Here is a 25,123-nt window from a genome sequence, read left to right on the forward strand (position 1 = left end):
TGCTCTACCCCCAGCGCCGTCTCACCCAGAAAACCAGCTTCACCAGTCCCCAGATAAGCAAGGCATCAATCACCCAGCCGATGCCGAACATGGCCTGATACCCCACAGACCAAAGGGGGTAGAGATGCTCTCCAATATCACGGCCAAGAACGATGCAGGGCTCCGGCCCCCGCGCCCAAATGGTACAGCCTCTGCTTTCCGCCCAGATTAAAATAAGAATTTCCAGCAGCAAAATTGGAATTGGCCAAAACACGAGGGCATAGACATAGTATTTCTTGCGCAAAGGATTAACCCGTTGATTCTTTAAGGCAAGCCAGAACCATAAGCGCACAGCCTCAATTTTCCTAGAGTAGATACAGCTCCCCTGCCGACACCAGTAAAGCACAGCCCTATTTTACAATAGCTCCTCTTTGAGGAAGCGGGAAAAGCGCTAGGGCGGTGGGCAAAGCAGCGGGCTCTGCCGTCCCCTCCCCCATTTCCCATTGGATGCAAGTGCGCAAATCTTGAAGTAGTCTTATGTACTGATGGACACTCACTGCTCTAAAGGATTGATTTTACAATGAACATTGAAACTTGCCCCACCTGTACAGAGAAGTTTGTCATCAGTGAGCGCGGCGCCCGATTCCCCGGCGGCAAGGAGCACTACCCCGTCAACTGCCCCCACTGCGAACGCGTCGCCTTCACCGCCCCCACAAAAGGCTGGTGGACCACCCGCAAGGCAAAAGAGGCGGATTACATGGCAACGTCCGGTTAGATCTTGAATTAAGAAATCTGGTTCTGAGTTGAAACGGTGTGGTGTTTCATGAACACACGCTAGCCCCTACCTATTGTATTTGAAGTGTCGCTGCGAAACTACGCTGAGACGTTAACACCTGTTGCGGCACCGCACCCCATTTATTCCAGTCAGTGATAGGAGGAACCTGATATTTGAGTGTATTTCCTCAAGTACCCATACTCTCTCACCAGCCAGTTTTAAGTATACCTTTTACGAAGATCTCAACCAAGTTAAACGGACCACGGTCCAGATACTATCCGAGCGTCGCAATTCAGCTCATCCCATCCAAAGGCGCTCAATCGCGTCAGCCCCGCTCCGCCATGTCCGATCCTTAACCATTTAATGCTTGAGTACGGCAGCACGGCAAGTTTACTTTGTGTCATCCAGTGCACCCTGTTAGTCCAGACCTAGGACAGGTCAAAGTAATTACAACAATCAAAAAAATGCCAAAGCTCGGTCCAAAACTCGATAAAACATGCGATCTGCATTCCATAGTAGATCTTGGGTATAGTAACACGCCAGATGAATACGCAGTGCTTTCGCAGCGCGCTTGTCTGACATGGCGACAGCTCAATGATTTGAGCGACGAACTCGCACGAACTCTGCTCGCAAAAGGGTTGGTTGCTGGAGATCGTTTTGCACTGTTACTGCCAAATTGCTGGGAAGCAGTTGTTGCTTTTTTCGCGGCACTAAAATCAGGAACTGTAGTATTCCCAATATATTATCCATTTACCCCTAGGCAGATTGACGGTGCGTTGCATATGAGCACACCCAAACTCCTTTTGGCCCATCCAAGCAAAAGGAACGATCTGACAAAATGCGAGAATATTTCCAGCTTGGGCATTGAGGTGCTGTATCTAAAGTATTCAGATGAAGTGTCTCTAGGAATTGAGGTCTCAAAAAGCAGTATTAGAGCCGTTGCGTCACTCCCTCCCCCTTGTCCGGAAAGGCCGTTTCTCATACTGTATACATCTGGCAGCACCGGAGCTCCCAAAGGCATAACCCACAACGCAAAAAGCTTCGGCACGAGTGTGCAGATAAGTATCCAAGCATTTAAGATCACAGACAAAGATATAACGCTTAATTGCTCCTCTTTCTTTCACCTTTCTGGTCTATTGAGGGTTTTTACTGGATTGGGCGCAGGAGGGAAAACTGCCGTGGCTCGTTCTCAAGATTCCTCCTCCATCCATGCCGCTATCAACACATTCCATCCGACCTATGAAACAAGTCATGTAAGGGAACTTTATTCTCTCCTTGAAGGCTATAAGCGTAAACAAGTAGACTTGAGTTCAGTACGAATACTTGCATCCGGAGGAGATAAACTCCCCGAAATTCTCTACAACCAATTCTTAGTTGAAACGGGTATTTCAATATACCAAAGCTATGGAATAACTGAGGGCGGTCCATTACTTCTCAATGCCAGCGGAGATAGGCGCTACATTGGTTCAATAGGGGGTCCTTACCCAAGCACGCAGATATCAATCCGAGATGAAAATTACAAAGAAGTCCCTCAAGGCATTGTTGGAAACCTTTGGTACAAGACAAAGGCAAGTGCCATCGGCCTTTGGGAGGGGAATTGGTATAAACCATTACATTCGGTTGACGGGTGGCTGGACTCTGAAGATTTATTTATGGAGGATGCGGAAGGCCACTATTGGTTTAGGGGCAGAGCAAAGCAAATCATAAAGTTTGACGCAGAAAGCATTTACCCCCAAGAGGTAGAGGGCGTCTTGCTTTCACACCCAGAAGTTAGAAGCGCTGCGGTTGTGGGTGTCCCCAATAGCATTCATGGAGAAAATATCGCTGCCTACGTGGTTTTGGACAAGGAGCACAGTTGCGTCAGCGAACAAGACCTGATTTCATTTGTCAAAAAGCGCATTAGCTTTAAAGCGCCTCATGCCATAAAATTCGTAGATACTATTGAGCTCATATCATCTGGCAAGATTGATAGAGCAAGCCTCCAAACAAAGGCAGTGGTGGACTTTCCGCAAAGTTGATTGAGCCGGTTAAAGCCGTCGTGATTGCAGGCAGCGATAATCCGCCGCCCTCATAGTGACAATCTGGTCTTTCTTCTCACAGCTCAGGTGTTTGTAGACCGACATAGAAGCATTCCTTACTGTAATAAACACCAAGGCCCTTATGACATTCAAGGGCGTTGCAGGTCTGGCTAGAACTCACGCCAAGTTAAGCGGACCTTCGTCCAGATACTATCCAAGCGCCTCAATTCAGCTCATCGCGCCCAAAGGGGTTCAGTCTCTTCAGCCCCTGTACCAAGCCCGGCCCTTAACCATTTAATGCAAGAGTACGGCATCACGGCAAGTTTACTTTGCGTCATTCGGTGCACCCTGTTAGTCCTGAGCTAGGACAGGTCGAAATAACTACAGCAATCAAAAAATGCCAAAACTCGGTCCAAAACTGGATAAGATATGTGATCTGCATTCCATAGTAGATCTTGGGTATAGTAACAAGCCAGATGAATACGCAGTGCTTTCGCAGCGCGCTTGTCTGACATGGCGACAGCTCAATGATTTGAGCGACAAACTCGCGCAAACTCTGCTCGCCAAGGGGCTGGTTCCAGGAGACTTGTTTACATTACTCCTCCCAAATTGCTGGGAAGCCGTTGTTGCTTTTTGCGCTGCGTTAAAATCGGGAACTGTTGTATTCCCAATATATTATCCATTCACCCCCAGACAGATTGACAGTGCGCTGCTTAAGAGCGCACCCAAACTCCTTTTGGCTCATCCAAGTAAAAGGCGCGATCTGGCAAAATGCGAGAATATTTCCAATCTTGGCATTGAGGTGCTGTATCTAAAGTATTCAGATGAAGTGTCCCTAGGACTTGAGGTCTCAAAAAGCAATATTAGAGCCGTTGCTTCACTCCCTCCCCCTTGTCCAGAAAGGCCGTTTCTCATCCTGTATACATCTGGCAGCACCGGAGCTCCGAAAGGAGTAACCTACAATGCGAAGAACTTCGGCACGAGCGTACAGGCGTTTATTCAAGTCTTTAATATCACAGACAAAGATACTACGCTTAATTGCGCCTCACTCTTTCACCTTTCTGGTCTATTGATGGTTTTTGCCGGATTGGGCGCAGGAGGGAAAACTGCAGTGGCCCCTTCTCAAGAACAGTCCTCCATCCGAGCCACCATCAACACATTCCATCCAACCTTCGTAACAAGTCATGTAAAAGAAATATATTCTCTTCTTGAGGACCATAAACGTAAACAAATAGACCTGAGTTCAATACGAATACTTAGAACAGCAGGGGATAAACTTCCCGAGACACTCTATGACCAGTTTATACTTGAAACCGGTATTCCCATATTCCAAGGCTATGGCACTACGGAGAGCTGCATATTACTAACCAATGCCGTCGAGGATAGGCGCTATATTGGCTCGGTTGGGGGGCCTTATCCAGAAGTCCAGATATCAATCCGAGATAAAAATAGGAGAGAAGTTCCTCAAGGCACCGTCGGAAACCTTTGGTATAAGTCAAAGGCAACTGCAATCGGTTTCCGGGAGGGGAAAAGCTATAGGCCATTGCAGTCGGTTGACGGGTGGCTGGACTCTGAAGATTTATTTATGGAGGATGCGGAAGGCCACTATTGGTTCAGGGGCAGAGCGAAGCAGATCATAAAGTTTGATGCAGAAAGCATTTACCCTCAAGAAGTAGAGGGAGTCTTGCTTTCACACCCAGAAGTTAGAAGCGCTGCGGTTGTGGGTGTCCCCAATAGCATTCACGGGGAAAATATCGCTGCCTACGTTGTTTTGAAAAAAGGGCACAGCCCCGTTAGCGAGCAAAAACTAATTTCGTTTGTCAAAAAGCGCATTGGCTTTAAAACGCCTCATGCCATAAAATTCGTCGATACCATTGAGCTCATATCATCTGGCAAGATTGATCGAGCAAGCCTTCAAAAGAAGGCAGTAGTGGACTTTCCCCAGCACTCGCCGGACTAATTCATAACGGGAACTTTAAGCCTCTTCACCCAAACACTTATTCAACTTTTCCGCGTGTGTAACCCCGCACTTGATGCGGGGTCTAGTTACAGATAGTTTGAAACAAATTTCACTTGGAATAACAAACGGCAAGCTTTACCGAAAGCTATTTTTCATGGCAGAACATCAACAGCTTTGAAGTCTGACTTTGCTTATCCACTATGGGCCTTTTACTTATAACGCCAATTTTATCTGTATTGGCATTTGGAACATTTGACTTGCAAATTTCTGAACTCGCATCGAAGAGAGCAGATAAGAATTTCTGGTCACGCAATGAAGGCGGGACTGGAGAAATACTCATAAGGTACTCCCAGTTCCGTGTTTGATCGGGTTTACTATAAGAAAAAGAGAAACCACCCACTTTTTTACTTTGGGTCAAATTATATTTATTATTTAAGATACGCTCTTCACTTATCTTTTCTGAACTAGTTTGACAGCCAGATAAAGCCAGAGTGAAAAGTATCATTACAAGTGACTGTTTCAAAGAAATTTTGCGATTTGTAATCACTACACGTCCCTATTATAGTTTCAATGTAAAATGTTGCCATTCATAAACAGCAAAGGCACAACAATGTGCTTTGTTCGGTTCAAAAGTTGAATGAACAGCTAACACTTTATTTGGCGAGAATAGTAATTTGCCCGTTAGGCTTTTTCAGGAGAACCAAACACCTTCTCAACCTCGTCCGCACTCAAAATCTTGTAGCCGCCCTCTTCCGCCATATCAGCAGAGAGGCCGCCGATTTTGGAGCGGTGGAGGGAGGTGACGTGGTTGCCGGTGGCGGCGAACATGCGGCGGACTTGGTGGTAGCGGCCTTCATGCAGGGTGAGCCTTGCGGATTTTTCGCCAAGCACTTCCAGTTCAGCGGGTTTAAGCGGTGTGGTTTCGCTGTCCAGCATGAGAGTGCCGGAGGCAAACAGGTCCACTTCCGTACCATCCAACGGGCGGTCCAGTTCCACTTCGTACACCTTTGAAACATTGGACTTTGGAGAACTGATGCGGTGCAGAAGTTGCCCGTCATCGGTAAATATCAAAGCACCCGAGGTGTCCTTGTCCAGCCGCCCCACAGTGGACAGGGCTGGTTTTCGCACGCGAAAGCGCTCGGGCAGCAGGTCATAAACCAGTTTGCCGATGTCTTTTTTCGAGCAGGTATAGCCAAGTGGTTTGTTCATAATCAGCACGAGGCCTTCGGGCGGGTCCAACGGCTCATCGTCAAGAAGGATGTCCTCGTGCGGGGTGGTGCTGTCTTTTTTCAGCGTATTTCCCGCGCGGTCCGTTACCCAGCCGTTTTTGATGGCCTGTGTGATTTCCTTGCGGCTGCCATAGCCAAGGTTTGCTATGAGTTTAACCAGTCTCATTTGCGTGCCTTTACTGCATGAATGATTTTAAATCCACCTTCATCGCCCACAATTTCAAAACGATCGAAATGCTTCTCCAGCGTGTGCTCATAGGGCAAATGCCGGTTGGCGACCATCCAGAGGGATCCTGCCGGTTTCAAAGCCTTGCTTGCGGACACGATAAAGGCTTGGCCCAGATCGGTGCGGTCGGCTTTACCGGTGTGGAACGGCGGGTTCATGACGATGAAGTCGTAGGCCCCTTTGAGCGTTGCTGTCACATCTGCCCAGATGAACTCAACGGGCTTTGCAGCGCTAGACAGGTTCAGCTTGGCAAGGTCCAGTGCACGCTTTTCTGCTTCCACAAGGTCCATACCGGACACTTTAGGGCACTTGGTGAGCACTTCATCGGAAAGGTATCCCAGTCCGGCGCCAAAGTCCGCCCCTTTGCCTTGAAGGGTGGCTGGAAGGTGCTTTACCAGAAGCTTGGAGGCATGGTCGATATGATCCCAAGAGAACACACCCGGGCGGCTTTTATAGCGCCCCTGTTCAATCTCGTGCACGCTATCCAGCTGCAACCACTCGTCAAGCAGGTCTTGATTGACCGTTTCCTTGGAGATTTGCGTCCAGAACACGCGGCATTTGTTTTTGGATTTGTTGCCATCAAGGCCCGCCAGAGCTTTCAGGTCTGCCTCGCAGGTTTTGGCCCCTTCCGTATTGGAGATTGCCGCCACCACCATGCCGCCCTCACCGCATGCCTTTACAGCCTGCGCCAACAGCGCCCGCGCTTCTTTTCTCTGGCGTGGAGGCAGCACCATGATGAAGGGGAATTGCCCTTCCACCTCAAAAACAGTTTTAAAGCCCGAACGCTCCAGAGCGTTTGCGTCCGGTGCAAAGGTTTGATGGCAAACGAGACGCTCCCTTGGCAGCTGGCGCAGGGATGGCCCCATGCGCGCGCGCAAAAACAACAGCTCGCCCGTGTCCGGCAGGGCAATGCTTTCTTCCAGAACCGGCAGAACCAGTGTTTCCAAAGCAGGGTCTAACATCAAATCTCTCTAAACGCGTGTAGGGCTACGATAGTCGGTTTGGATCCCGGCTCATAGGCCGGGATGACGCTGTTATGTGTGGCTTGGCTTCTCATCTAGCACAGATGTCACCCCGGACCTGATCCGGGGTCCAGCCAAGCGGTAAAGCCTTTGATTAATCCGAATATACAATCTCGCGGGTTTCACGGAAGCGGATATCGGGGTTCTTTTCGCCCACATAGTTCACTTCCCAAGCGTTCTTGAACAGATAAACCGGCTTGTCGTCGCGGTCGTTGGCAACGTTGGCGCGGTTGGTCTCCAAGAACTTGTCCAGCTTGATATGATCATCACATTCAATCCAGCGGGCGGTGTTATACATCACCGCTTCAAAGCCGATTTCCGTCTGATATTCAGCCTTGAGCCGGTCCACAACAACGTCCAGCTGCAACACACCCACAACGCCCACAATCCAGTTGGTGCCAATAGCAGGCTTGAAGATTTGCACCAAACCTTCTTCTGCCAAATCTTCCAAGCCGCGGCGCATTTGTTTGACGCGCATGGTGTCCGTCAGGCGCACACGGCGCAGGATTTCCGGCGCGAACGCAGGCAGGCCGGTCACGTGAATGACTTCACCTTCGGACAAGGTGTCCCCCACACGTAATTGCCCGTGGTTTGGCACGCCGATCACGTCACCCGGATAAGCCTTTTCGGCAATCTCGCGCTCTTCTGCAAAGAAGAACAGCGGTGCGGACACGGTGATGGGCTTGCCCGCACGCACGTGCTTCAATTTCATGCCGCGCTTGAAGGTGCCTGAACACAGGCGCACAAAAGCGATGCGGTCGCGGTGTTTAGGGTCCATGTTGGCCTGCACCTTAAACACAAAACCGGTGACTTTTTTCTCGTCCGGCGTGATGGTGCGCCCGCCGGTGGCTGGCTGGGAGTGCGGGGATGGCGCATGTTCGGCAATGAAATCCAGAACCTGCTCGATACCAAAATCACGCAGGGCAGAGCCGAAGAAGACAGGGGTCAAATGACCTTCCAGAAAGCTTTCAGGATCAAACTCAGGATAGCCCGCGCCGCCCAGCTCAACGTTTTCTTCCAGCTCTTCGCGGATATTGTCAAACAGATCACCAACCAGCTCGGGGTCTTCCAAGCCTTCAACGGGTTTGATGGTGTCCATAGGCCCGCCGCGCCCCTCGGTGGAGGTGAAGAAGCGGTTGCCCAGATGGTCATAAACGCCGAAGAAGTCAGAGCCCATGCCAACAGGCCAGCTCATGGGCGTCACATCCAGCGCCAGCGCCTCTTGGATTTCATCCAGAATTTCCAGCGGGTGACGGCCTTCGCGGTCGATCTTGTTGATGAAGGTGATGATGGGAATATCCCGCAGACGGCAAACTTCGAACAGCTTGCGGGTTTGGGTCTCAATACCCTTTGCCGCGTCAATCACCATGATCGCCGCATCAACGGCGGTGAGCGTGCGGTAGGTGTCCTCAGAAAAGTCTTCGTGGCCCGGCGTATCCAGCAGGTTGAACAGGTAGCCATCGCGCTCGAATGTCATCACGGAGGATGACACGGAGATTCCGCGCTCCTGCTCGATTTTCATCCAGTCAGAACGGGCGCGCCGACGCTCGCCACGTGCACGCACCTGCCCCGCCGCGCGGATCGCCCCGCCGCCCAAAAGCAGCTTTTCCGTCAGCGTGGTTTTACCGGCATCGGGATGCGAGATAATCGCAAACGTGCGGCGCGTTTCATAGGGCTGCTTTCCAGCTGCACTCATAAAGCCTCCTTGAGCGCAGCTCCTGCCCGCTCAGATTTATCAAAGGCTCGCGTCGCGTGAATATCCAGCGCCAGCCATGCCCCTGATCCAATTCGAAAAGTGTTGTGTTGCTCATATTGAAGATTGCAAAAGATTGCCAGCCCTTTTGCGGAAAAAGATGGGAGGGGGATTGGTGAAGGTGGGAATCGCTACATCAATCCCGTCAAGGACGTCATTGAACAAAATCCCTTAAACATATAAGGTGTAAATTATAGTTTATACAATCATTTTTAATTCGCCGTTTTATGTCAGAAACTGCACAACAACCACTAACTGTTTAGGAAAAGCTGCATGTCTGAATTTGTAAGCGATTGTTCATGGTGCAATGCAAAGAAAGTAACTTTCGCAGTAAACGCCATTATCCCAGACCGTGACCGTGCGGGAGATTTTTTTCGCTATGCAAAAGTTACTGGAGTTTGTCGTAATTGCGGAGAAGTTTCACTTTTTAGATTTGGGACACGCAAACCAACTCTCAGATCAAATTCGTTTGCAGAATTACATAGTAAATTTTCGCGCTATTTTAATGACATACATGAACAAATCAGACCACCTGCTTGGGGGCAGGTTTCGTGCCCTGAGCACCTCCCTAATGATCTGGAAACTATTTTCACTGAAGCCGCACGTTGCCAAGCAGAGAGTTGTTACAACGCTGCCGGAGCTATGTGTAGATTATGCCTCGATGTCGCTACAAAAAAGATTTTGCCAAATGCTCCTGCCGGAGACGGTGGCCCAAACCAGAAAGCAAGAAAGAACTTAGCCGACCGAATAAACTGGCTTTTTGAAAAAGGCGATCTTTCCAAGCGTTTAAAACGCCTTGCTGATCATATTAGGTTTGAAGGAAATGATGGAGTACATGACGGAACATTGGGCAAAAGTGAAGTTGAAGACCTAATGGACTTCACCGTTTTAGTCCTTAAAGATCTTTTCACTGAACCTCAACGCATCGCGCTGGCTGAAGAACGCCGTGAACAAAGACGAAAAATGGAACAAAAAGAAGAAGCATGACCGAGTCCACCTCAAAGCCTCAACCATTAGAATCCCCTCTTAGCTCAAGAGAGTTTGCCGAGGATTTAAAACTAATAGCAGAGCTGGTAGCTTTTGGAGGCGCTTTTGTTGCGGCAGCTAGTGTAATTTGGGATTTCGGAAACCCTTCCAATATATTCATCATACTCTGTAACTTTTTTGCCGTCATAGGTACAGCCGTACTCAGTATCCTCCTGTTCCTTACGGCTCTACAACGTACAATATTACTGTTATCAAAGCGCGACGAACCTATTCGGAAAGTTAAACCTTGGCGAGAAGTTCTCAATTCTCCAAGTTTTTGGCTGCAAACTTTTATATCAATAGTCTTTACTTCCATAATTATGTTTGCGCTAGTTGACATCATAGAAACGCCTCCTTCTTCCTTCATCTCAGAAAATAAAGTTGCGCCTCCACAACAAACGTTACTGCAATAGTTACCCAAACTACGACTGATCACTTTCTAAAATTTTCAGGGCCAGTCCAAGAACAACGGGATCCCGCGTCAAGCGCGGGATGACGGCCTTTGGGGTGCGTGAGGCCCTTCTCTCATGACACCGCCGTCATGCCGGACGAGCGGAGCGAAGATCCGGTATCTATGGGTTTATGTCTTTAAGCGTTCAATGTGCCTGAGCCTTCGCGCTGATGCGCTTTCAGGGCAAGGGAGTAAATTGAAAGGTGAAAGATACCTTCAAAGAATTGCTCTTTAATTGCGGTGGGAGTGCATTTTGCCTAGGCCCTGATCCATCGCATTTTAAAGTGCTTGACAGGAACCGGTGCCCCATTTAGTTATCATGATAACTTAATTAAGGAGATCGTCATGTCACACCCCCTTTTCATATTTGCTGAAATCACCCCGAAGCCGGAACACTTTAAAGACGCGCAGCAGGCGATTATCAGTATTCTTGATGAGACACGCGCGGAGGCTGGTTGCCGGTCTTTTGATCTGTTCACCTCGCCCGCTGGCGACACGCTCTATCTGTTTGAAGAGTGGGACAATCAAAGTGCGCTGGATCAGCACCACGACCAGCCGTATACCCGTGCTGTTTTCAAGTCCTACGAGGAATGGCTCGCTAAGCCACCCCGTATCCTGCCCCTGCACGGAGTGATGTAGCCCCATGTATTTTCTAAAGGAATTGCCCACCCGCATGATGATTGACCGGTACGTTGCCCAAACCGGCGTGGGCAGCACCGATGATATCGAGCAGGCCCTGTCCATGATGCGCTCGGCCAGCGAACTGGGCCGCCTGCTGGACACCTATTTCAGTGCCCACCAGCTTTCCCAGCTGAAATTCCTCGTTCTGGTGGTCATCGACCGCGAACCGGAGACAGACAGTCTGCGCCAAAGTGAGATCAACCAACGGCTGGACGTTTCAAAACCCGTCCTTCACCGGACAATCTCCTCCATGCTCAGCGCCGGTCTTCTTGTTCGCAGTGAAGACAAAGAAGATTCCCGCGCGCACCGACTGGCGCTGACCGATGCGGGAAAACAGAGTTTAAACGCCATCCTGCCAGGATATTTTCAAGTCATTTCCAAATTCATGGAGCGCCGTACATGACAAAACTACTCGCAGTATTCTTCGCGTGGGTTGTTGTCTATACCGCTGTTACGCTTGCCCTGCTGGCATTTGAATGGGCGCAGGTGGAGGCCGCCATGCCGCTGCGTACCCTGCTGATAACAGTTGTTTTGGTGCCTTCAATGGTATTTTTAATAGGGCCACTTTCGGGAAAAGCCGCGCGGCATATCCTGCTGAAGTTTGGATGACATCAATGATTACACGTATTTACAGGGTTCGGATCAAGCCGGAACTGCGGGAAGAGTTTGAACCACTGTTTCAAACGGTTGCACTTAGTTCGGTCGCGGAACGTGCGGGATGCCTGCGGGCTATACTGGGAGGCCCCAGCCCCCTCTCCCCCGATGAATATGCCATGATAAGCGAATGGGACAGCGAAGACAGCCTGCGCGAATTTGCAGGTCAAGACTGGTCGCAGGCACATATTCCCGAAGGCATGGAGAAGTTTGTCGAGGAGTGCTGGGTGCATCACTACATTCACATGTGATGCGTTTGACAAGAGGAGGACCCCGCTATCTAAGCGGGGGATGATTATCCATGGAAGTGGTTTGGCGTTTACCCAAGAACAACTGTCACACCGAGGAACAGAGCGGAGATGCGGTATCCATGGTTACACGCGCTTATCGGGCCGCAATAAGGCCGGAGCCGAGAGGCATTCAATTATTTAAAATATGCTGCCAGCAAAACCTATAGGTATTTCTATGTTTGAAACATTCGCCTGTGATAAATCTACAGGAACTGCTTTTGAAGTATCCAGTTTATCAAGCTGAATGGCATCATAAAAGGACTTTAACTCTCGGGTTTCAGAGTCGAACAAATACCACTCAGACCCCTCTTCAGTTTCCATCAAAAAATAAGGTGAGATATTTTCCGCTGGCGATTTAATCATACCCGTTTCGTCCTGATCACGCTGGAACGTGATCCTCATTCCATCGGGAGTAGTATGCTGCGCAAATGACATATTTGTTTTATTGGTAAAAAAGTCAGAGATAAATTCGACATACTCCAAACTTTGATAGCCATACTGCTCAACAACAGTATCACGCTCTGCAAGTATATCTTCACGCGATTCAAGAAGACTGTGTGAAAGTGTTATGTACTCCAAGCTGTAGACACCATAGGATTCTCGATAGTAGTCCTCGATATCATTGGTCATTTGTGAGACACGGAGATATTCCTGATAGACAGGATCATGAAGAGAAGGACGATTAGTACCTGAAATTTCAAACTTGACGTGCCCCATGCGTTCGCTAAAAGTATCCGGCATAGACGCGAATTCAGAACTAAATCCGTTTTGTTCGTGTGAACTGCCAGCTTCTATGAAGTGCATTGAGTTTTTGGCTGCTCTGTAGGCATTAATCCGGTCCACTTCACTCATGTCCTCTACATTTTCATAGAAAACACCGCCAATTTCGAAACCGAAGTCTCCTTCTACTTCCTCTGTTTCCTCCGCCTTCTCAGCAGCAGCCGCCGCAGCTGCCTCTGCATTCAGCTGGGCGGCTATTATTTGCGCCTGAGCTGCAGTTTTGGAATAATCATTTGTGCCCGAGACGATTTCCTGAATCTTCTCTGCTGCTGTCTTGTTTTCCGTATCGTTGCGCAGCCCATTGTTCAGCGAACTCACTTGGAAAACCTGAAGTAGGCTATGCGCCTGACTTAGCGAATTGGAAGAGCCGATAGTCGTCATTGGAGTTCACCGTACCTCATTGCGCCCTCTTCAATGAATGTAGAGGAGTTCATTGCACGCTCAAAGCAAACCAAACATGAGTGAGAGTAAGGGACACTTCGCCTTGCGTGAATCTATCTACTCACAACTTTAGATTTAAATTTCACAATAAGCATACTATAAATAAGTATTAGATCCCCGCGCATTATGAGGCCGCGACAATCTCATCTCCCTACGTACCCTGAGAGTCTAAACTATAAAAATATACATGTTTACAAGAATTTAGCAGATCAGGATCAAGCTGGAGCTGAGGGAAGAGTTTGCCATGAATGCTGAATGCGTCACTATTTTCATATGTGTGTTCCTCAAAGTGGATGGGTGAGTGGCTGAATCCCGCTATCTAAGTGCGGAATGACGGCCCATGGGTGTGGGTAGAGCCCTACCAAAAGCTCTTGGGTCATGCCGGAGGAGCGGAGCGAAGAACAGGTCTCCAGTTGGCAGGTTTACAGCAGTCTTTGGTCGGCATTAAGCAAGGCTAGCTCATTTTTCCTCTCGACGGTTGCACTCATAGCCTCTCACCCCTTGGAACGGGGGCAGCCATTTTTCGCGGCGGGTGGTCCACAGTTCATAGGTGGGAGACAGCTGGCTGGGCTCATCCAGCGTACCAAGATGGACCTCCACCTCGTCCCCGCTTCTTGCATAAACGGAGGAACCGCAGGTGGGGCAGAAGAAGCGGCCCTTGAACTCTCCCAGTTCACCTTTAATGCTGACGGCACCTTCCGGGTAAACGGCGGCGGCATAAAAAACCGCCCCATGGTGCTTGCGGCAATCAAGGCAGTGGCAAACGCCAACCCTGTCCGGTGCCCCAAAGGCCTCCAACCGCACCTTCCCGCAGAGACATCCACCCGTGATTTTTTCCAATTCGCTTCTCCTCACTTTGATGATCTGGCAGGCTATCTAGAAACAACAGGGGGCGCAAACCCCACAGATTTTAACGGGTGTCTTGCACTTTGACAGGTGGTATCTCTGCTCTGCATCCTGCGATAATCTGGAGAATTTAAAGGGGGCGCTCCCCTATCCGTTTTCATAGGCGCTGAAAAGTGGAGAAAAGCGTCTGCTGCGCTCTTCGAGTTCATTTTACACCCCGCCACAAGGCTGGCACAGGGATGAGATGACACAGATCACCAGCGCGCTCTCTAAATTTTGAGGTTTTGACATGAGATTATCTCCCCCAAGCTTTATTCTGTTCCTGCTGGCGCTGGCTTTGGGCATCTGCTCGCTGCTGGTTTACTTTAGTGTGATGCACATTCCGGTGGTTTCCGGCAATGCCTACCCAACCATGGGTATTGCGTGGCTGCTGCTGGTTTTGGGCAATATGCTGCGGGGGCTCTAGCTTCGCTAATGATTTGCGCAACTCTCGCTCCTTGTTTGTGAGGGTTGCCGCAATTTCGATCTCTTACTTTCCCCTTTAGCACTATTATTTTTCAAGGGGACCTCCGCTCCATTGACATCCCCGTATTTACACTTAGTCTATTCCCCCACCCCTCCCAAACACGCGGCTTAGGGTTGCCGGTCATCTTATGGCCCACAGCGCACCCGAAGGAATTAAAGGATTGGTAGAATGGACTTCTCTTTCACTGAAGAGCAACAGGCAATTCAAGAGGCGATTGCCCGAATCTGCGAGGGGTTTGATGAGGAATACTGGCTCAAACGGGATCAGCAAGGGGGCTTTCCCGATGATTTTTATGGAACTTTAGCCAAAGAGGGCTGGCTGGGCATTTGTACGGGGCAAGAGCTTGGCGGCGCAGGCCTTGGCATTTCCGAGGCCGCGGTGATGATGCGCACCATTTCAGAATCCGGTGCCGGACTATCGGGCGCCTCAGCCGTTCACATCAACATCTTCGGCCTTAAGCCCGTTGAGATTTTTGGCACGCAGGAGCAGAAGGAGCGCATGGTACGCCCCATTGCCCAAGGAAACTCCAAGGCCTGCTTTGCCGTGACAGAACCCAACACCGGCCTCAACACCACCCAGCTCAAACTCTTTGCTGAAAAGCGGGGGGATAAGTACGTGGTTAACGGTCAGAAAGTCTGGATCTCGACAGCGCAGGTGGCCGACCATCTCCTGCTTCTTGCCCGCACAACGCCGCTTGAAGACGTGGAATCCCACACCCACGGCCTCTCCCTGTTCTACACCCCTTTTGATCGGGAGCGCATTACCGTTTCCGAAATCGACAAAATGGGCCGCAAGGCAGTGGATTCCAATGAGCTGTTTTTTGATAATTTTGAGATCCCCGCAAGTGATCTTATCGGAGAGGAAGGACATGGATTCCAGTATATCCTCCACGGTATGAATCCTGAGCGTATCTTGATTGCTGCCGAAGCGGTGGGCCTTGGCTTTGCTGCCATCAAACGGGCAGCCAACTACGCCAAGGAGCGCATTGTATTCAACCGGCCTATCGGCAAAAATCAGGCCATCCAGCACCCCCTCGCCGCCTGTACAGCCGAGCTGGAAGCCGCATGGCTTTTGATTATGAGAGCAGCATGGGAATATGACAGCGGCAAATCCTGCGGAGCCAGTGCCAACATGGCCAAGTATCTGGCCGGAGAAGCCGGTTTCAATGCCTGCCAAACTGCCCTCATGGCGCATGGTGGCTTCGGCTATGCCAAGGAGTACCATGTGGAGCGGTATTTGCGTGAAAGCCTGATCCCGCGTATTGCCCCCGTCTCCCCGCAGCTGGCCCTGTGCTTTGTGGCAGAAAAAGTTCTTGGCCTGCCCAAATCCTATTAGGGCAGGTAAGGAGCGCCGTCTCTAGCCTCAGCTGATACGCACGAGTATGTCTTTCGATCTTCACTTTGAAAGGCATACTCTCGACAACTATAAATACACAGAATACAGCACAGATTAACTATATAAATTCAAATACATGAAATTACTCTGAGTAATATTAACTATAGTTAATTACACAAAAAACTATTGTCTGCCATAAATCACTCCTTGAGCACACTTCAAATAAGGAACTATCGCACTTGCTCTCACAGGCAAGCTTGCAATAGGAACTCAACAAGTGAATGGGGAATAGATGGCTGTTTTAAAAAAGACCTTTGGTGATGGCGGCATAACCAATGAGTTCAAAGGCAAGCACGCCACGTGGCAAAGCCAATCCTACAAGTACGAGATCACATCGGGCAGTGGGGATGATGATTTTTATATCAGCTGGAAGAAGGCCTACGAGAAAGCCTACCTGAAAGGTATTAATGCCGATTTAGGGGATGGGGATGACAAGTTCTACGTCAACCTGCAAAATGGGAAGTACTCCAACGATCTGAAAATTTACATCGATGCAGGTGCGGGCGATGATCTTATAAACCTTGGCGATATCAAGAGTTCCTCAAAACAGTCCAGCACCGTTATTGGTGGCAGCGGTGATGACACCATTTACACAAGCAACGCAGACTCCTTGGTTTACGGCGACCACGGGCCAGACGATAATTCCAGATTTGACAGCTCTAAAAGTTACAATGACCTGATCGTTACAGGTTCCGGAGATGATGAGATTCACGCCGGATACGGGAATGACGTGATTTTTTCCGGTGACGGAAGTGACACCATTTATGCGGAAACCGGAACCAACCTGATCCATGTGGGCGGACGGACCGGTCAGGACATTGACACGGTGTATGCAGGAGACGGCGCTGACCTGATCATCACTGGAGGTTTAAAAAGCGAGTATATTTCCTACTATGAAGGCTCTGGTGGAACCGACTGGGTGAACTGGTCTATTGGGCGCGGCTTTGTCACAGCCAACTCCATGGCAAGTCTGGCAATGGGCAGCACAGTTCCAGGGCTTAATATTCTCATTGGTCTGGGCTTTAACGCCGCCATGACTGCTGCCCTTGGCGAATATGCCCGCTCAAATGGCGGCTCCATCGTCTCCTATGCCCAGCAGGATTACACTTGGGTCAAAGATTTCGACATGCGGGAGGATGTGTTCCTTTACACAGCAACGGCAACCGATAATAATGCCCTGAGCTACTGGAAATCCACCACCAGCAACAACGGCGAATACGAAATCTGGACGGACGTTGATGACAAATCCAACGGAGGTCTCATCGCCCGTGTAGCGCCTGATTCCGATCTGGTCGCCTATATTCAAGAAAGCTCCGGAGCGGGATCTTCAGCCAAGGTCATCAGTAAGCAGTTATCTGATCAGATGGCCGCAAATGAATTCCAGATCCGCTACTACGACGGTAAATACTACGATTCCGCGGGAAACGAGTTATCTGAAAGTGATCTGAGTACCGATATGGGGTCGGGCACCACTCTCCAAGACTCTCTCGATTCCATCGGTCTTGAGGATGGCCAGACCCTCATCATGAGCGGTGCCTATTCCGGACAGATCATCAATGGAGAGGATATCACCTCGTCCAATGGCAACCTGTATTTGACAGGCACCAATTTCGCCGATGTTATCTTTGCCATGAACTCGGTCAAAACCAACCAAAGCGATGACACATATCTTTATGGGTTTGATGGCGACGACTGGCTGGTGGGCGGAGACGGCGACGATATGCTGTTCGGTGGAACCGGTGACGACAAAATGACCGGAGTGAACGGAAGTAATACGTTTGTATTTGAGGAAAATGCAGGCAACGACATCATTACTGACTTCACCATCGGGCAGGACACTTTAAAGTTCTACAAGGACGGCGTCACCTTCGAAGATCTGGTGATCTCACAGATAGACGACGACCAATCCCCTTCAGGAACAGCTACCTATATTGAATACAATAACAACACGATTACCCTTTGGGAAACAGACAGCCAAAGTTTGACACAAGACGATATGATATTTGCCTAGATGTTTAGTCCCGCGAGCAGATGGAATCGGTTTAACATTGACTTCATCATTTCGGGAGGACTTATGGGACAGGTATTACACGGCAGCGCCACGACTACTCACGCGGTTCGATCAGCCATACAAAAATCGGATGCAACCATCAAAGAGTTGAGCCGGCGCTATAACATCAATCCCAAAACGGTGATGAAGTGGAAATATCGCAATAGCGTGGAAGATCAACCTATGGGGCGGAAGAATCCCCGCTCCACAGTCCTGAGCGTGGCAGAAGAAGCGGCGTGTGTCGCTTTTCGCAAGCACTCTTTATTGCCACTCGATGACTGCCTTTACGCCCTGCAGGAAACGATCCCGCGTCTGACCCGCTCGTCCCTGCATCGCTTATTCCAGCGCCATGGGATTTCGCGCCTGCCACCACCGGATATGAAAGCGAACAAGAAACGCTTCAAAGCCTATCCAATTGGTTACTTTCATCTTGATATTGCTGAGGTTCGTACGCAAGAAGGCAAGCTCTATTTGTTCGTTGCCATTGACCGAACCTCAAAGTTCGCCTTTGTCAAACTCTTTGAAAAAGCCACCAGAAGGATTGCCAGTACCTTTCTGCGGGCCCTTATTGAAGCGGTTCCCTACAAGATCCATACCGTGCTGACCGATAACGGTGTCGCGCGGCAAAAACTTTTACATAGGTGAGCGTTTTAGCTTGCATAGGCGGTTTGCTTTCAATGCCACCCATTTAGCTTCCCAATAGTGAATATATTGGGGTTCTAAAACAGGCCACTTTAGGACCCCTAATAGAACCCCAAAATCGTCAGTTACTGATGATCAATTCATGGGCCTCCTTCGTGCCCTTCGCACCCAAGGTGTAATTGAGGTTCACCTTCTCAAAATCAAAGCCAGAAAAGATTTCTCTGATCTGGGGAACATCATTTATTGAAAGCAGGAAATGGCCTTTGATGTTACGGAGCTGTTCCGCCAAGGTGCTGTAATCACCTTTGCTGAATATGCCTTTGCCGTAATAGGTTTCACTATTCCAGTAGGGTGGATCCAGATAGAACAGGGTCTCCTTGCGATCATAGCGTTTGATGCAATCAGCAAATGGCAGACGTTCTATAACGACCCGCGAAAGCCGTTCGTGTACCTCTTCCAGCATAGGCACCAGTTTAGTAAGATCGAAAGTGGCTGGCCGCAATGACACACCAAAGTTACGCCCCTCTACCTTACCGCCAAAAGCGGTGCGCTGAAGATAAAGAAAGCGGGCGGCCCGCTCCAGATCGGTCAAAGTAGCCGGATCGGTTGCTTTGAGGCGTTCAAACTCGCTGCGGCTTGTGATCTGGAATTTCAAGACATCCAGAAACTGCGGGTAGTGGCGCTGAAGTATGCGGAACAGGTTGACCACATCCCCAGAAATGTCATTGATGATTTCGCACTTCGGGGCGGCTGATCTGCGGAAAAAGATACCGCCCATTCCAACAAACGGCTCAACATAAGTTTGATGGCTAATGGCTTCTATGCGTCCAGTGATATGTTTAGAGAGAAGACTTTTACCACCTACATAAGGCGCGATGGGCCGAACAGACTCGACTTTGTTCATTCTGTTTCTTTCTTATTATATGAAGCTATATAGAGAACACCCACGCACAAAATGATGCGTGGGCACTTATTGAAAGGCTGATTAATTAGCGAGTGTCGCCGCCTGTGCTTTCAGGCCATCCACCACGGCCTTAGCGGCTTGGCATTTAGCCTCACACCCATCTGCACTAGATACCGCAGCTTGCAGGCTGGCGCGGGCAGCTTCTGCATTGGCTCCAAACGTACGCCATGCGTCTGCTTTGGTGATAATCAGGTCAGCAAGTTCTTGCTTGGAAAGCCCTCGCGCTGGCGCTTCAGCGGCGAGGGTCGGGTAGTCTGTACCATCACCGGAATAGCCAGCCGCCTTAAAAGCTCGTGCTTCTGTTTCCTTGGCCATATAGCGGGCCGTGCGGCTGGCAGAGGCCGTGAAGGCCTTATCAGCCACCTCATCCAGTTTACTCATGTAGTCAGCCGTAACGTGGCGATTCACAGCCGTGTCAATTGAAGCTTGTGCCACACCAGCAGCTTCAAGGTAGGCTTCATCACCATAGTAAGTGCGACCATTATGTTTGATTGAAAGTTCAGGCATTTAAAGTCTCCAGTTTTAAGCGGAAGTGAGGTTGGAGCGAATGTGGGCGTAGCTGTTTGGGTCTTCACCATCTGCAACACCTTCGATCAGGTGTCCCGCTACATCGTCAGAAAATGCCAAATTGGAGGCCCAAAACCCGACTGGCCCACCCCAAGAACCAACAAGCGCCACAGCTGAATCTGAGTTTGCGATTTCAACGCTGGATGAGCGGGCAAAAAAGTCGATTTGACCCTCTGAGATGATAACCTTTTTAATCCACTCGTCGTCATCAGGAACGTCTGGAAGTTCAAGTGTGACGTTGCGCACATCAAACGTCACGTTGCCGGGGGACCCAATAAAAGCTGGATGCCGTTGGCCGTCCTCTTGTGGGGAGGTTACTGATTCATCTGCGAACCGAAAGCGACGATCCACAGGGTCTCCATTATTGTCAACCCCATTCAAGATCACGTGTAGTGCATGGTTTGTGGTCGCTTTTTGCAGAACGACATCACCCAGCAGATTTAACTGGGCTCTCCTTGCACCAGAAACAAGGGTGATAGCTTTCTCTGGCGTTGCCACAGCAGTTTGAGCAGTCATCCCGGCATTGGAATCATCTCCCCCTGCCGGGTCAACCCAGATTGTTATATTGCTGTTGGACATTTCAGAAATAGCTGTGTCCACTTTGGCATCAATAGCCGCGCTCTTTGCGTTGAATGTGTTGACCAGATTGCGGGCTTCAGCGGTTAGAGCGGTGATGTCTTCAGTTAAACTCATGGCTGGGTTTCTCCATTGGCAAGTTGATAAATTTCGGTTTTGAGAGCCGTGAGCTGGTGGCTCAAGCTCTCAAGGCTGGAATAGACTGTCCGGTCAGCTTCCATGCGTCGCTCCAGCGCTGCAATTCGATCCGCCAGCAAGGTATTCTGATGCAAAGAATTGATGGCAACAGCGGCCAGCTGTGCAAATTCGCCGTCATAGTTGCGGGCATCAACCACAGACACACGGCGGCTGAGCTGTTCCTGCATGGCGTAAAGAATGCGGTCTGCCTGCACCCGACGCTCTAAGGCCCCCAGCCGGTCACCATGCCCCACGGAAAGGCTCAACAGGCTAAGTATACCACCGCCAAGCTGTGCCCATTCAGAACCAAAAAACAGGTTGAGATCCACGTCACCGGACACCTCGATAACACCTGTTGGCAGGCCGGAAAGGGCCAGAACGTAGTTGAAGGCCAGCGGGACACCGGGGGTAAACTGGGCCATCGGCGTTGTCGGGTCGGACCACACAGCAAGCAGTGTACCGTCTTCCAGAATGATACCGACCTCAGCAATCTCAAAGGCTGGTCCATCATCCAGCAGGGCGTTGATCTCAATGTTAAAGTCATCAACATAGCGCCCACCAAGGACTGGAATGCGGTGGCGTTCATTACGAAGGCCCGTTTCAAAGCCATCCGGCGTATAGCGCTCATCGCCCAGGGCAATATGGGTGATTTTGGCATTAAGACCATCATCACTGGCGTTAAATGCTGCCCGCATACCGTCACGGGTGACAATCGGGTTAAGGGCTGATATCCCGCTCAAAGCTGTAACTCCCCTGAAATTGAAAGGAAACTGATGGTGCGCACGCTTGCGCCAAAGGCTAAGGAACCACGCATCTGTGGCAATGCAGTTTCACCGCTGATTTTCGCTAGTGAATGAGAGCGGGCAGCACCGCCAAACGCCACCTCACAGCCAAGCTTTGGTAGTGTGGCTTGCCCACTGACCTTAGCCATGCTTGCCGCCCGCGCCGTATTACCAACGCCAAGACCGCTTTTAAATTCTGCGCCTAATTGATACTGCGTGCCTTGTGACCAACGCTTGGTGGCGTCCACCATATGCAGTGAAGCATTCTGAATCTTGGCATTGAGGAAGGCTTCCTCGCCTTCAAACAGATGCTCGTTCACATAAATGGTAATCTGGTGTGTGTCGTGGTGGCCTTCTGGCTCCTGCTGCCACCAGTGCTCAATGGATGGGGTGATGCCCAAAAGCTCTTGCCCCAGTTTAACACCGTTATCCGTTCCCTTTTTCTCATGTAGCGCCCACCTGTGATCAATGAGGCGGCGGACAGCAATTTCCGGCAGACCGTCCGGGCTGACGAACTCTTCCAAAGAATTGTCATGCAAAGCCAGCTCCAGCACGTCGCGAGGCATTTCCTCGGCGGTGCGCATCAACAGGCTAGAGAAATCAAACTCCTTGGCCATCGCTTCAACGGCCCCAAGAATGGCGCGGGAGCGTTCGTCATTAATGCCCGGTGGAATCAAGGTTTCGGGGAACATGCGCTCAGCCATTGACCAGCTCCACCTCAAGATCAATGGAAGTCAGTACGGCAAACTGGACCGGTGATAGTTGGCGGCTGGAAAGGCCGTTAAGCTCCAATTCAATATCAACAAGATCGGCAAGAGAGCGGGCGGCGCAGGTTAAGGCGGAAAGCGCCAGATAGTCCCCTAAAGAGCGGGACCAGATACTTGCTGCCTCGGTAATTAAACCTTCAAGCGCTTGCTTGTTCCCCAGCTCATCAGCGCGAACCTTTGCGGTGCCCGTGATCGCAAAACTAACGGCTTCAGGGGCAAGGATGGCGAGATCATCCCCTTGCGGGCGTTTTTCTTCGAAGTCGAGCCAGTCATAAAGACCTGCGTGGAACTCATCCGAGCCGATGCCCGCCTCCAGCAAGGGATAAACGGCAATATGCCCCGGCTCGGGCCGTAGCACTTCAACGTCAATAATGGCCGGAGAAAATGCCCGTGTCTGCTGGCGGTAGCTTTCCCGTGGTCCGGCTTTGGAGATACGGTCATGGGCAGACGCTGCCCGCTCTATCAAAGCGCTGTCGCTCTCTTCTTCAGCGCCGCCTGAAGTCTCGGTGATGTTGGATACGGTGACACCTGCAAGGCTCACAGGATTAGCCAAGGTGGTCAGCTGTCCCGCCACAAAACCGTTGCCACGGGTGCCTGTAACGGTTGCGGCGGCTTGGCCACTGGCATTCAAGGCCCCGGCAGGAATAGTCAAATCCTCATCAAGGGCAAAGCTGAGGGCGTCTTCACTGCCACTGGCAACCAAGGTGCCTTTGGGGATGATTGTGTCTGTGATGCTGACCGCTTCAAGTGTGAACTCCAACAGGCAGACCGCAGGAGACGCCAGCAGGCGAAACGTGGAGTTATTGGCCGCGCCCACGTCCAGATCATGGCCATGGGAAAACAGCAGCCAACGCTTTTCGCTGGCCTCTTGCGCCTGCCGACCGAGCAGGGAAAAGCAATAGGACAGCATGTCAATCAGGACCATTTCGTTTTGCGCGGGGTACAGCTTGCGCTTGGGGCCTTCTTCGGCATTCTCAAACCAATCCACCAGCTTAGCTTTCCATTCGCTGGAATGGGTATAGAACAGCTTAGGGGCACCACGGGAAATCAGGTCTTTGGGCGAGAGGGTTTTGATCAAACCTGCCATCAGGTGGCCCTCTGCAGATCAACAACGGTGCGCTGCAACTCTGCCTCCACCGCTTCTACCGGATACCAGCTGATGGTGGCCCGAAAGTGGGCAAAGCCGGAGGCTTCCGCATCCACACGTTCCAGCACCACCCGCTCTTCCCATTTAGTGATGGCATCCCAAATTTCCTTGGAGATGCCGGGAACAGCTTCCGCAGGTGGCCGGTCGATATAAGAAAGAGCATCGCAGAATTTTTCCGGCTCTGTTGGAACCGAAAGCTTAGGCGTTAAAACAATGATGCGCAGACTTTGGGCAAGGTCTTCAAGACCGATGGCAACCCTGTCCCAGTCAGCCTCGGGGCCGAGCTTTATCTTGTGTTGCCAATGTAGATGTTGAAGTTCCATGCTGACAGAAAACCTTGGGTGTTTGTTGTTCTGTCAGCAGGATAGGAAAGGAGGTCAGAAAAGGTTACGGAAGTGTTCCGGCGGGATTTCCATCAAATAATGAGTGCCTATGCAAAGGCACTTTGGTTGTAAAGTTTTATGATTTTTGGTTCAACTAAGTCGTCGTGTACTAGGTGTTTTAAGAACCCATATCTCTCTACAAGTGGTTTAAACTTTTCACGGCCATTTATTGAAGCACAATTGTAAAGCAGTATCTCAAGCTCGGATTTCGAGAGCTGAGCCCGTACGATATTGGTGTAAAACCGTTGGTCTGAGGGACAACTTCTATCAATAAACTCAATAATACTGTACAATGTAAGGAAGTAGTGATTTAAGCTATCCGCCATTTCCATAAAGAATTCATCATATATTTCAGTAATAAAGTCTATTTCTTCTATGAATTCTTCAGCTTCTAATAAAGCGCTCTCTTTTAATGCCTTGTTCTTTTCTCTTTCTGCTTCACCCATTAATAGCATCATCACTGAGTCGTCTATGCCATGTTTCGAGAGACATTTTGATTTTATATTACTTTCCTTACGTCTTTTAAGGTCCCAAAGTTTGGATTTAAATACTCTAAAAGACATCTTTCCAATAATCTTCGTTGAACTTGAATTCGGGTGATTCGATGCAATTGACAATTGCTCAGTTAAGTCTGATAACAGTTTCAGCATTTGAAAGAATGTCACTTCGAACGCCTGCTTGCTATGGTTTGCGTTTTGTAGTTCAAGATGCTGTGTTTGCTCATCAAGCATCTGTTTTGTTCGCCTAGCATCTTTTTTGGTTATCCGAAGTTCATGCTGCTGAAGCAAGATCGCATAGCAAAGGCCCGCGAGCGCAAGCCCAGAAAATAAAGCATTCACAGCTCCAAAAGTGTCGCCAAATGTACCTCTCTCATCAGCTTCTAAGTACCAAAAACCAAGCCACCAATTGCCAATCCAAAATAAGACTACCAGTGCAATCGCACCTACAATATATATTCTTTTAATACCCTGATCTTCGATGTTGTTCTCAGCCATACAATAACCCCAATACTATAT

General features: G+C 49.9%; 27 protein-coding genes and 1 pseudogene. 13 read left to right on the forward strand and 15 right to left on the reverse strand.

Annotation, left to right across the window (positions count from 1 at the left end; translation table 11 throughout):
* Positions 1-4: 4 nt before the first annotated feature.
* On the reverse strand, positions 5-385 hold the full coding sequence (locus P6574_RS13815) for a hypothetical protein (RefSeq protein ID WP_310620853.1): 381 nt from the start codon (positions 383-385) through the stop codon (positions 5-7).
* 174 nt (positions 386-559) lie between these two features.
* On the opposite strand from P6574_RS13815, the gene P6574_RS13820 reads away from it, so the two are divergent.
* From P6574_RS13820 to P6574_RS13830, 3 genes are all read left to right on the forward strand, one after another.
* Entirely contained in the window at positions 560-754 is a 195-nt protein-coding gene (locus tag P6574_RS13820) for a hypothetical protein (protein ID WP_310620854.1), read from the forward strand.
* 464 nt (positions 755-1,218) lie between these two features.
* Positions 1,219-2,772, forward strand: a complete 1,554-nt coding sequence (locus P6574_RS13825) for a class I adenylate-forming enzyme family protein (RefSeq protein ID WP_310620855.1) — start codon at positions 1,219-1,221, stop codon at positions 2,770-2,772.
* A 397-nt stretch (positions 2,773-3,169) separates the two neighbouring features.
* Positions 3,170-4,732, forward strand: a complete 1,563-nt coding sequence (locus P6574_RS13830; RefSeq protein WP_310620856.1) for a class I adenylate-forming enzyme family protein — start codon at positions 3,170-3,172, stop codon at positions 4,730-4,732.
* A gap of 145 nt (positions 4,733-4,877) precedes the next feature.
* Here P6574_RS13830 and P6574_RS13835 read toward each other — a convergent pair whose 3' ends face one another.
* The 4 genes from P6574_RS13835 to P6574_RS13850 form a co-directional block, all read right to left on the reverse strand.
* Positions 4,878-5,255, reverse strand: a complete 378-nt coding sequence (locus P6574_RS13835; RefSeq protein WP_310620857.1) for a lipoprotein — start codon at positions 5,253-5,255, stop codon at positions 4,878-4,880.
* A 158-nt stretch (positions 5,256-5,413) separates the two neighbouring features.
* On the reverse strand, positions 5,414-6,127 hold the full coding sequence (locus tag P6574_RS13840) for a pseudouridine synthase (protein ID WP_310620858.1): 714 nt from the start codon (positions 6,125-6,127) through the stop codon (positions 5,414-5,416).
* A complete protein-coding gene (locus tag P6574_RS13845; RefSeq protein ID WP_310620859.1) occupies positions 6,124-7,149 on the reverse strand; it encodes a class I SAM-dependent methyltransferase in 1,026 nt (341 codons plus the stop codon). The genes P6574_RS13840 and P6574_RS13845 overlap by 4 nt, the downstream gene beginning before the upstream one ends.
* Positions 7,150-7,303: 154 nt before the next feature.
* Positions 7,304-8,905, reverse strand: a complete 1,602-nt coding sequence (locus P6574_RS13850) for a peptide chain release factor 3 (protein ID WP_310620860.1) — start codon at positions 8,903-8,905, stop codon at positions 7,304-7,306.
* 330 nt (positions 8,906-9,235) lie between these two features.
* Between P6574_RS13850 and P6574_RS13855 the strand changes: the two genes are divergently transcribed.
* The 6 genes from P6574_RS13855 (at position 9,236) to P6574_RS13880 (ending at position 12,025) form a co-directional block, all read left to right on the forward strand.
* A complete protein-coding gene (locus P6574_RS13855) occupies positions 9,236-9,949 on the forward strand; it encodes a DUF4145 domain-containing protein (RefSeq protein ID WP_310620861.1) in 714 nt (237 codons plus the stop codon).
* Entirely contained in the window at positions 9,946-10,401 is a 456-nt protein-coding gene (locus tag P6574_RS13860; RefSeq protein ID WP_310620862.1) for a hypothetical protein, read from the forward strand. The genes P6574_RS13855 and P6574_RS13860 overlap by 4 nt, the downstream gene beginning before the upstream one ends.
* 383 nt (positions 10,402-10,784) lie before the next feature.
* Complete coding sequence (locus tag P6574_RS13865; protein ID WP_310620863.1) at positions 10,785-11,078, forward strand: putative quinol monooxygenase; 294 nt, start codon at positions 10,785-10,787, stop codon at positions 11,076-11,078.
* A 4-nt stretch (positions 11,079-11,082) separates the two neighbouring features.
* The gene (locus tag P6574_RS13870; protein ID WP_310620864.1) at positions 11,083-11,523 is read left to right on the forward strand and encodes a MarR family winged helix-turn-helix transcriptional regulator; all 441 of its coding nucleotides are present in this window, start codon (positions 11,083-11,085) and stop codon (positions 11,521-11,523) included.
* Positions 11,520-11,729 (forward strand): hypothetical protein, encoded by a 210-nt coding sequence (locus P6574_RS13875; protein WP_310620865.1) that lies wholly within the window; start codon positions 11,520-11,522, stop codon positions 11,727-11,729. Before P6574_RS13870 ends, P6574_RS13875 begins: the two co-directional genes overlap by 4 nt.
* A gap of 5 nt (positions 11,730-11,734) precedes the next feature.
* Positions 11,735-12,025 (forward strand): putative quinol monooxygenase, encoded by a 291-nt coding sequence (locus tag P6574_RS13880; RefSeq protein WP_310620866.1) that lies wholly within the window; start codon positions 11,735-11,737, stop codon positions 12,023-12,025.
* 177 nt (positions 12,026-12,202) lie between these two features.
* On the opposite strand, the gene P6574_RS13885 is transcribed toward P6574_RS13880, so the two are convergent.
* Both P6574_RS13885 and P6574_RS13890 read right to left on the reverse strand, forming a co-directional pair.
* Entirely contained in the window at positions 12,203-13,225 is a 1,023-nt protein-coding gene (locus tag P6574_RS13885) for a hypothetical protein (RefSeq protein ID WP_310620867.1), read from the reverse strand.
* Between the two features lie 519 nt (positions 13,226-13,744).
* Positions 13,745-14,125 carry a GFA family protein gene (locus P6574_RS13890; protein ID WP_310620868.1) on the reverse strand — a complete coding sequence of 127 codons (381 nt, stop codon included), beginning with the start codon at positions 14,123-14,125 and terminating at the stop codon, positions 13,745-13,747.
* Positions 14,126-14,420: 295 nt separating this feature from the next.
* Between P6574_RS13890 and P6574_RS13895 the strand changes: the two genes are divergently transcribed.
* From P6574_RS13895 to P6574_RS13910, 4 genes and pseudogenes are all read left to right on the forward strand, one after another.
* Positions 14,421-14,597, forward strand: a complete 177-nt coding sequence (locus P6574_RS13895) for a hypothetical protein (protein WP_310620869.1) — start codon at positions 14,421-14,423, stop codon at positions 14,595-14,597.
* Between the two features lie 228 nt (positions 14,598-14,825).
* Positions 14,826-15,992, forward strand: a complete 1,167-nt coding sequence (locus tag P6574_RS13900; RefSeq protein ID WP_310620870.1) for an acyl-CoA dehydrogenase family protein — start codon at positions 14,826-14,828, stop codon at positions 15,990-15,992.
* 292 nt (positions 15,993-16,284) lie between these two features.
* Positions 16,285-18,063, forward strand: coding sequence for a calcium-binding protein (locus tag P6574_RS13905; RefSeq protein WP_310620871.1), 1,779 nt, complete (start codon positions 16,285-16,287; stop codon positions 18,061-18,063).
* 63 nt (positions 18,064-18,126) lie between these two features.
* A pseudogene (locus P6574_RS13910) lies at positions 18,127-18,720 on the forward strand (IS481 family transposase); the annotation flags it as partial.
* 145 nt (positions 18,721-18,865) lie between these two features.
* On the opposite strand, the gene P6574_RS13915 reads toward P6574_RS13910, so the two are convergent.
* The 8 genes from P6574_RS13915 to P6574_RS13950 form a co-directional block, all read right to left on the reverse strand.
* The gene (locus tag P6574_RS13915) at positions 18,866-19,648 is read right to left on the reverse strand and encodes a DNA adenine methylase (RefSeq protein WP_310620872.1); all 783 of its coding nucleotides are present in this window, start codon (positions 19,646-19,648) and stop codon (positions 18,866-18,868) included.
* A gap of 81 nt (positions 19,649-19,729) precedes the next feature.
* A complete protein-coding gene (locus P6574_RS13920) occupies positions 19,730-20,215 on the reverse strand; it encodes a hypothetical protein (RefSeq protein WP_310620873.1) in 486 nt (161 codons plus the stop codon).
* 15 nt (positions 20,216-20,230) lie between these two features.
* Positions 20,231-20,968 (reverse strand): hypothetical protein, encoded by a 738-nt coding sequence (locus tag P6574_RS13925; protein WP_310620874.1) that lies wholly within the window; start codon positions 20,966-20,968, stop codon positions 20,231-20,233.
* Positions 20,965-21,768, reverse strand: a complete 804-nt coding sequence (locus P6574_RS13930; protein ID WP_310620875.1) for a phage tail-collar fiber domain-containing protein — start codon at positions 21,766-21,768, stop codon at positions 20,965-20,967. Before P6574_RS13930 ends, P6574_RS13925 begins: the two co-directional genes overlap by 4 nt.
* The gene (locus P6574_RS13935) at positions 21,765-22,514 is read right to left on the reverse strand and encodes a phage tail protein (protein ID WP_310620876.1); all 750 of its coding nucleotides are present in this window, start codon (positions 22,512-22,514) and stop codon (positions 21,765-21,767) included. The genes P6574_RS13930 and P6574_RS13935 overlap by 4 nt, the downstream gene beginning before the upstream one ends.
* Positions 22,507-23,664 (reverse strand): baseplate J/gp47 family protein, encoded by a 1,158-nt coding sequence (locus P6574_RS13940; RefSeq protein ID WP_310620877.1) that lies wholly within the window; start codon positions 23,662-23,664, stop codon positions 22,507-22,509. The genes P6574_RS13935 and P6574_RS13940 overlap by 8 nt, the downstream gene beginning before the upstream one ends.
* Positions 23,664-24,047 carry a phage baseplate protein gene (locus tag P6574_RS13945; RefSeq protein ID WP_310620878.1) on the reverse strand — a complete coding sequence of 128 codons (384 nt, stop codon included), beginning with the start codon at positions 24,045-24,047 and terminating at the stop codon, positions 23,664-23,666. Before P6574_RS13945 ends, P6574_RS13940 begins: the two co-directional genes overlap by 1 nt.
* 107 nt (positions 24,048-24,154) lie before the next feature.
* Positions 24,155-25,102: a putative phage abortive infection protein gene (locus P6574_RS13950; RefSeq protein ID WP_310620879.1), complete on the reverse strand. Its 948-nt coding sequence runs from the start codon at positions 25,100-25,102 to the stop codon at positions 24,155-24,157.
* Positions 25,103-25,123 lie beyond the last annotated feature (21 nt).

It is taken from the genome of Pseudovibrio sp. M1P-2-3 (assembly GCF_031501865.1).
Lineage (GTDB): Bacteria > Pseudomonadota > Alphaproteobacteria > Rhizobiales > Stappiaceae > Pseudovibrio > Pseudovibrio corallicola.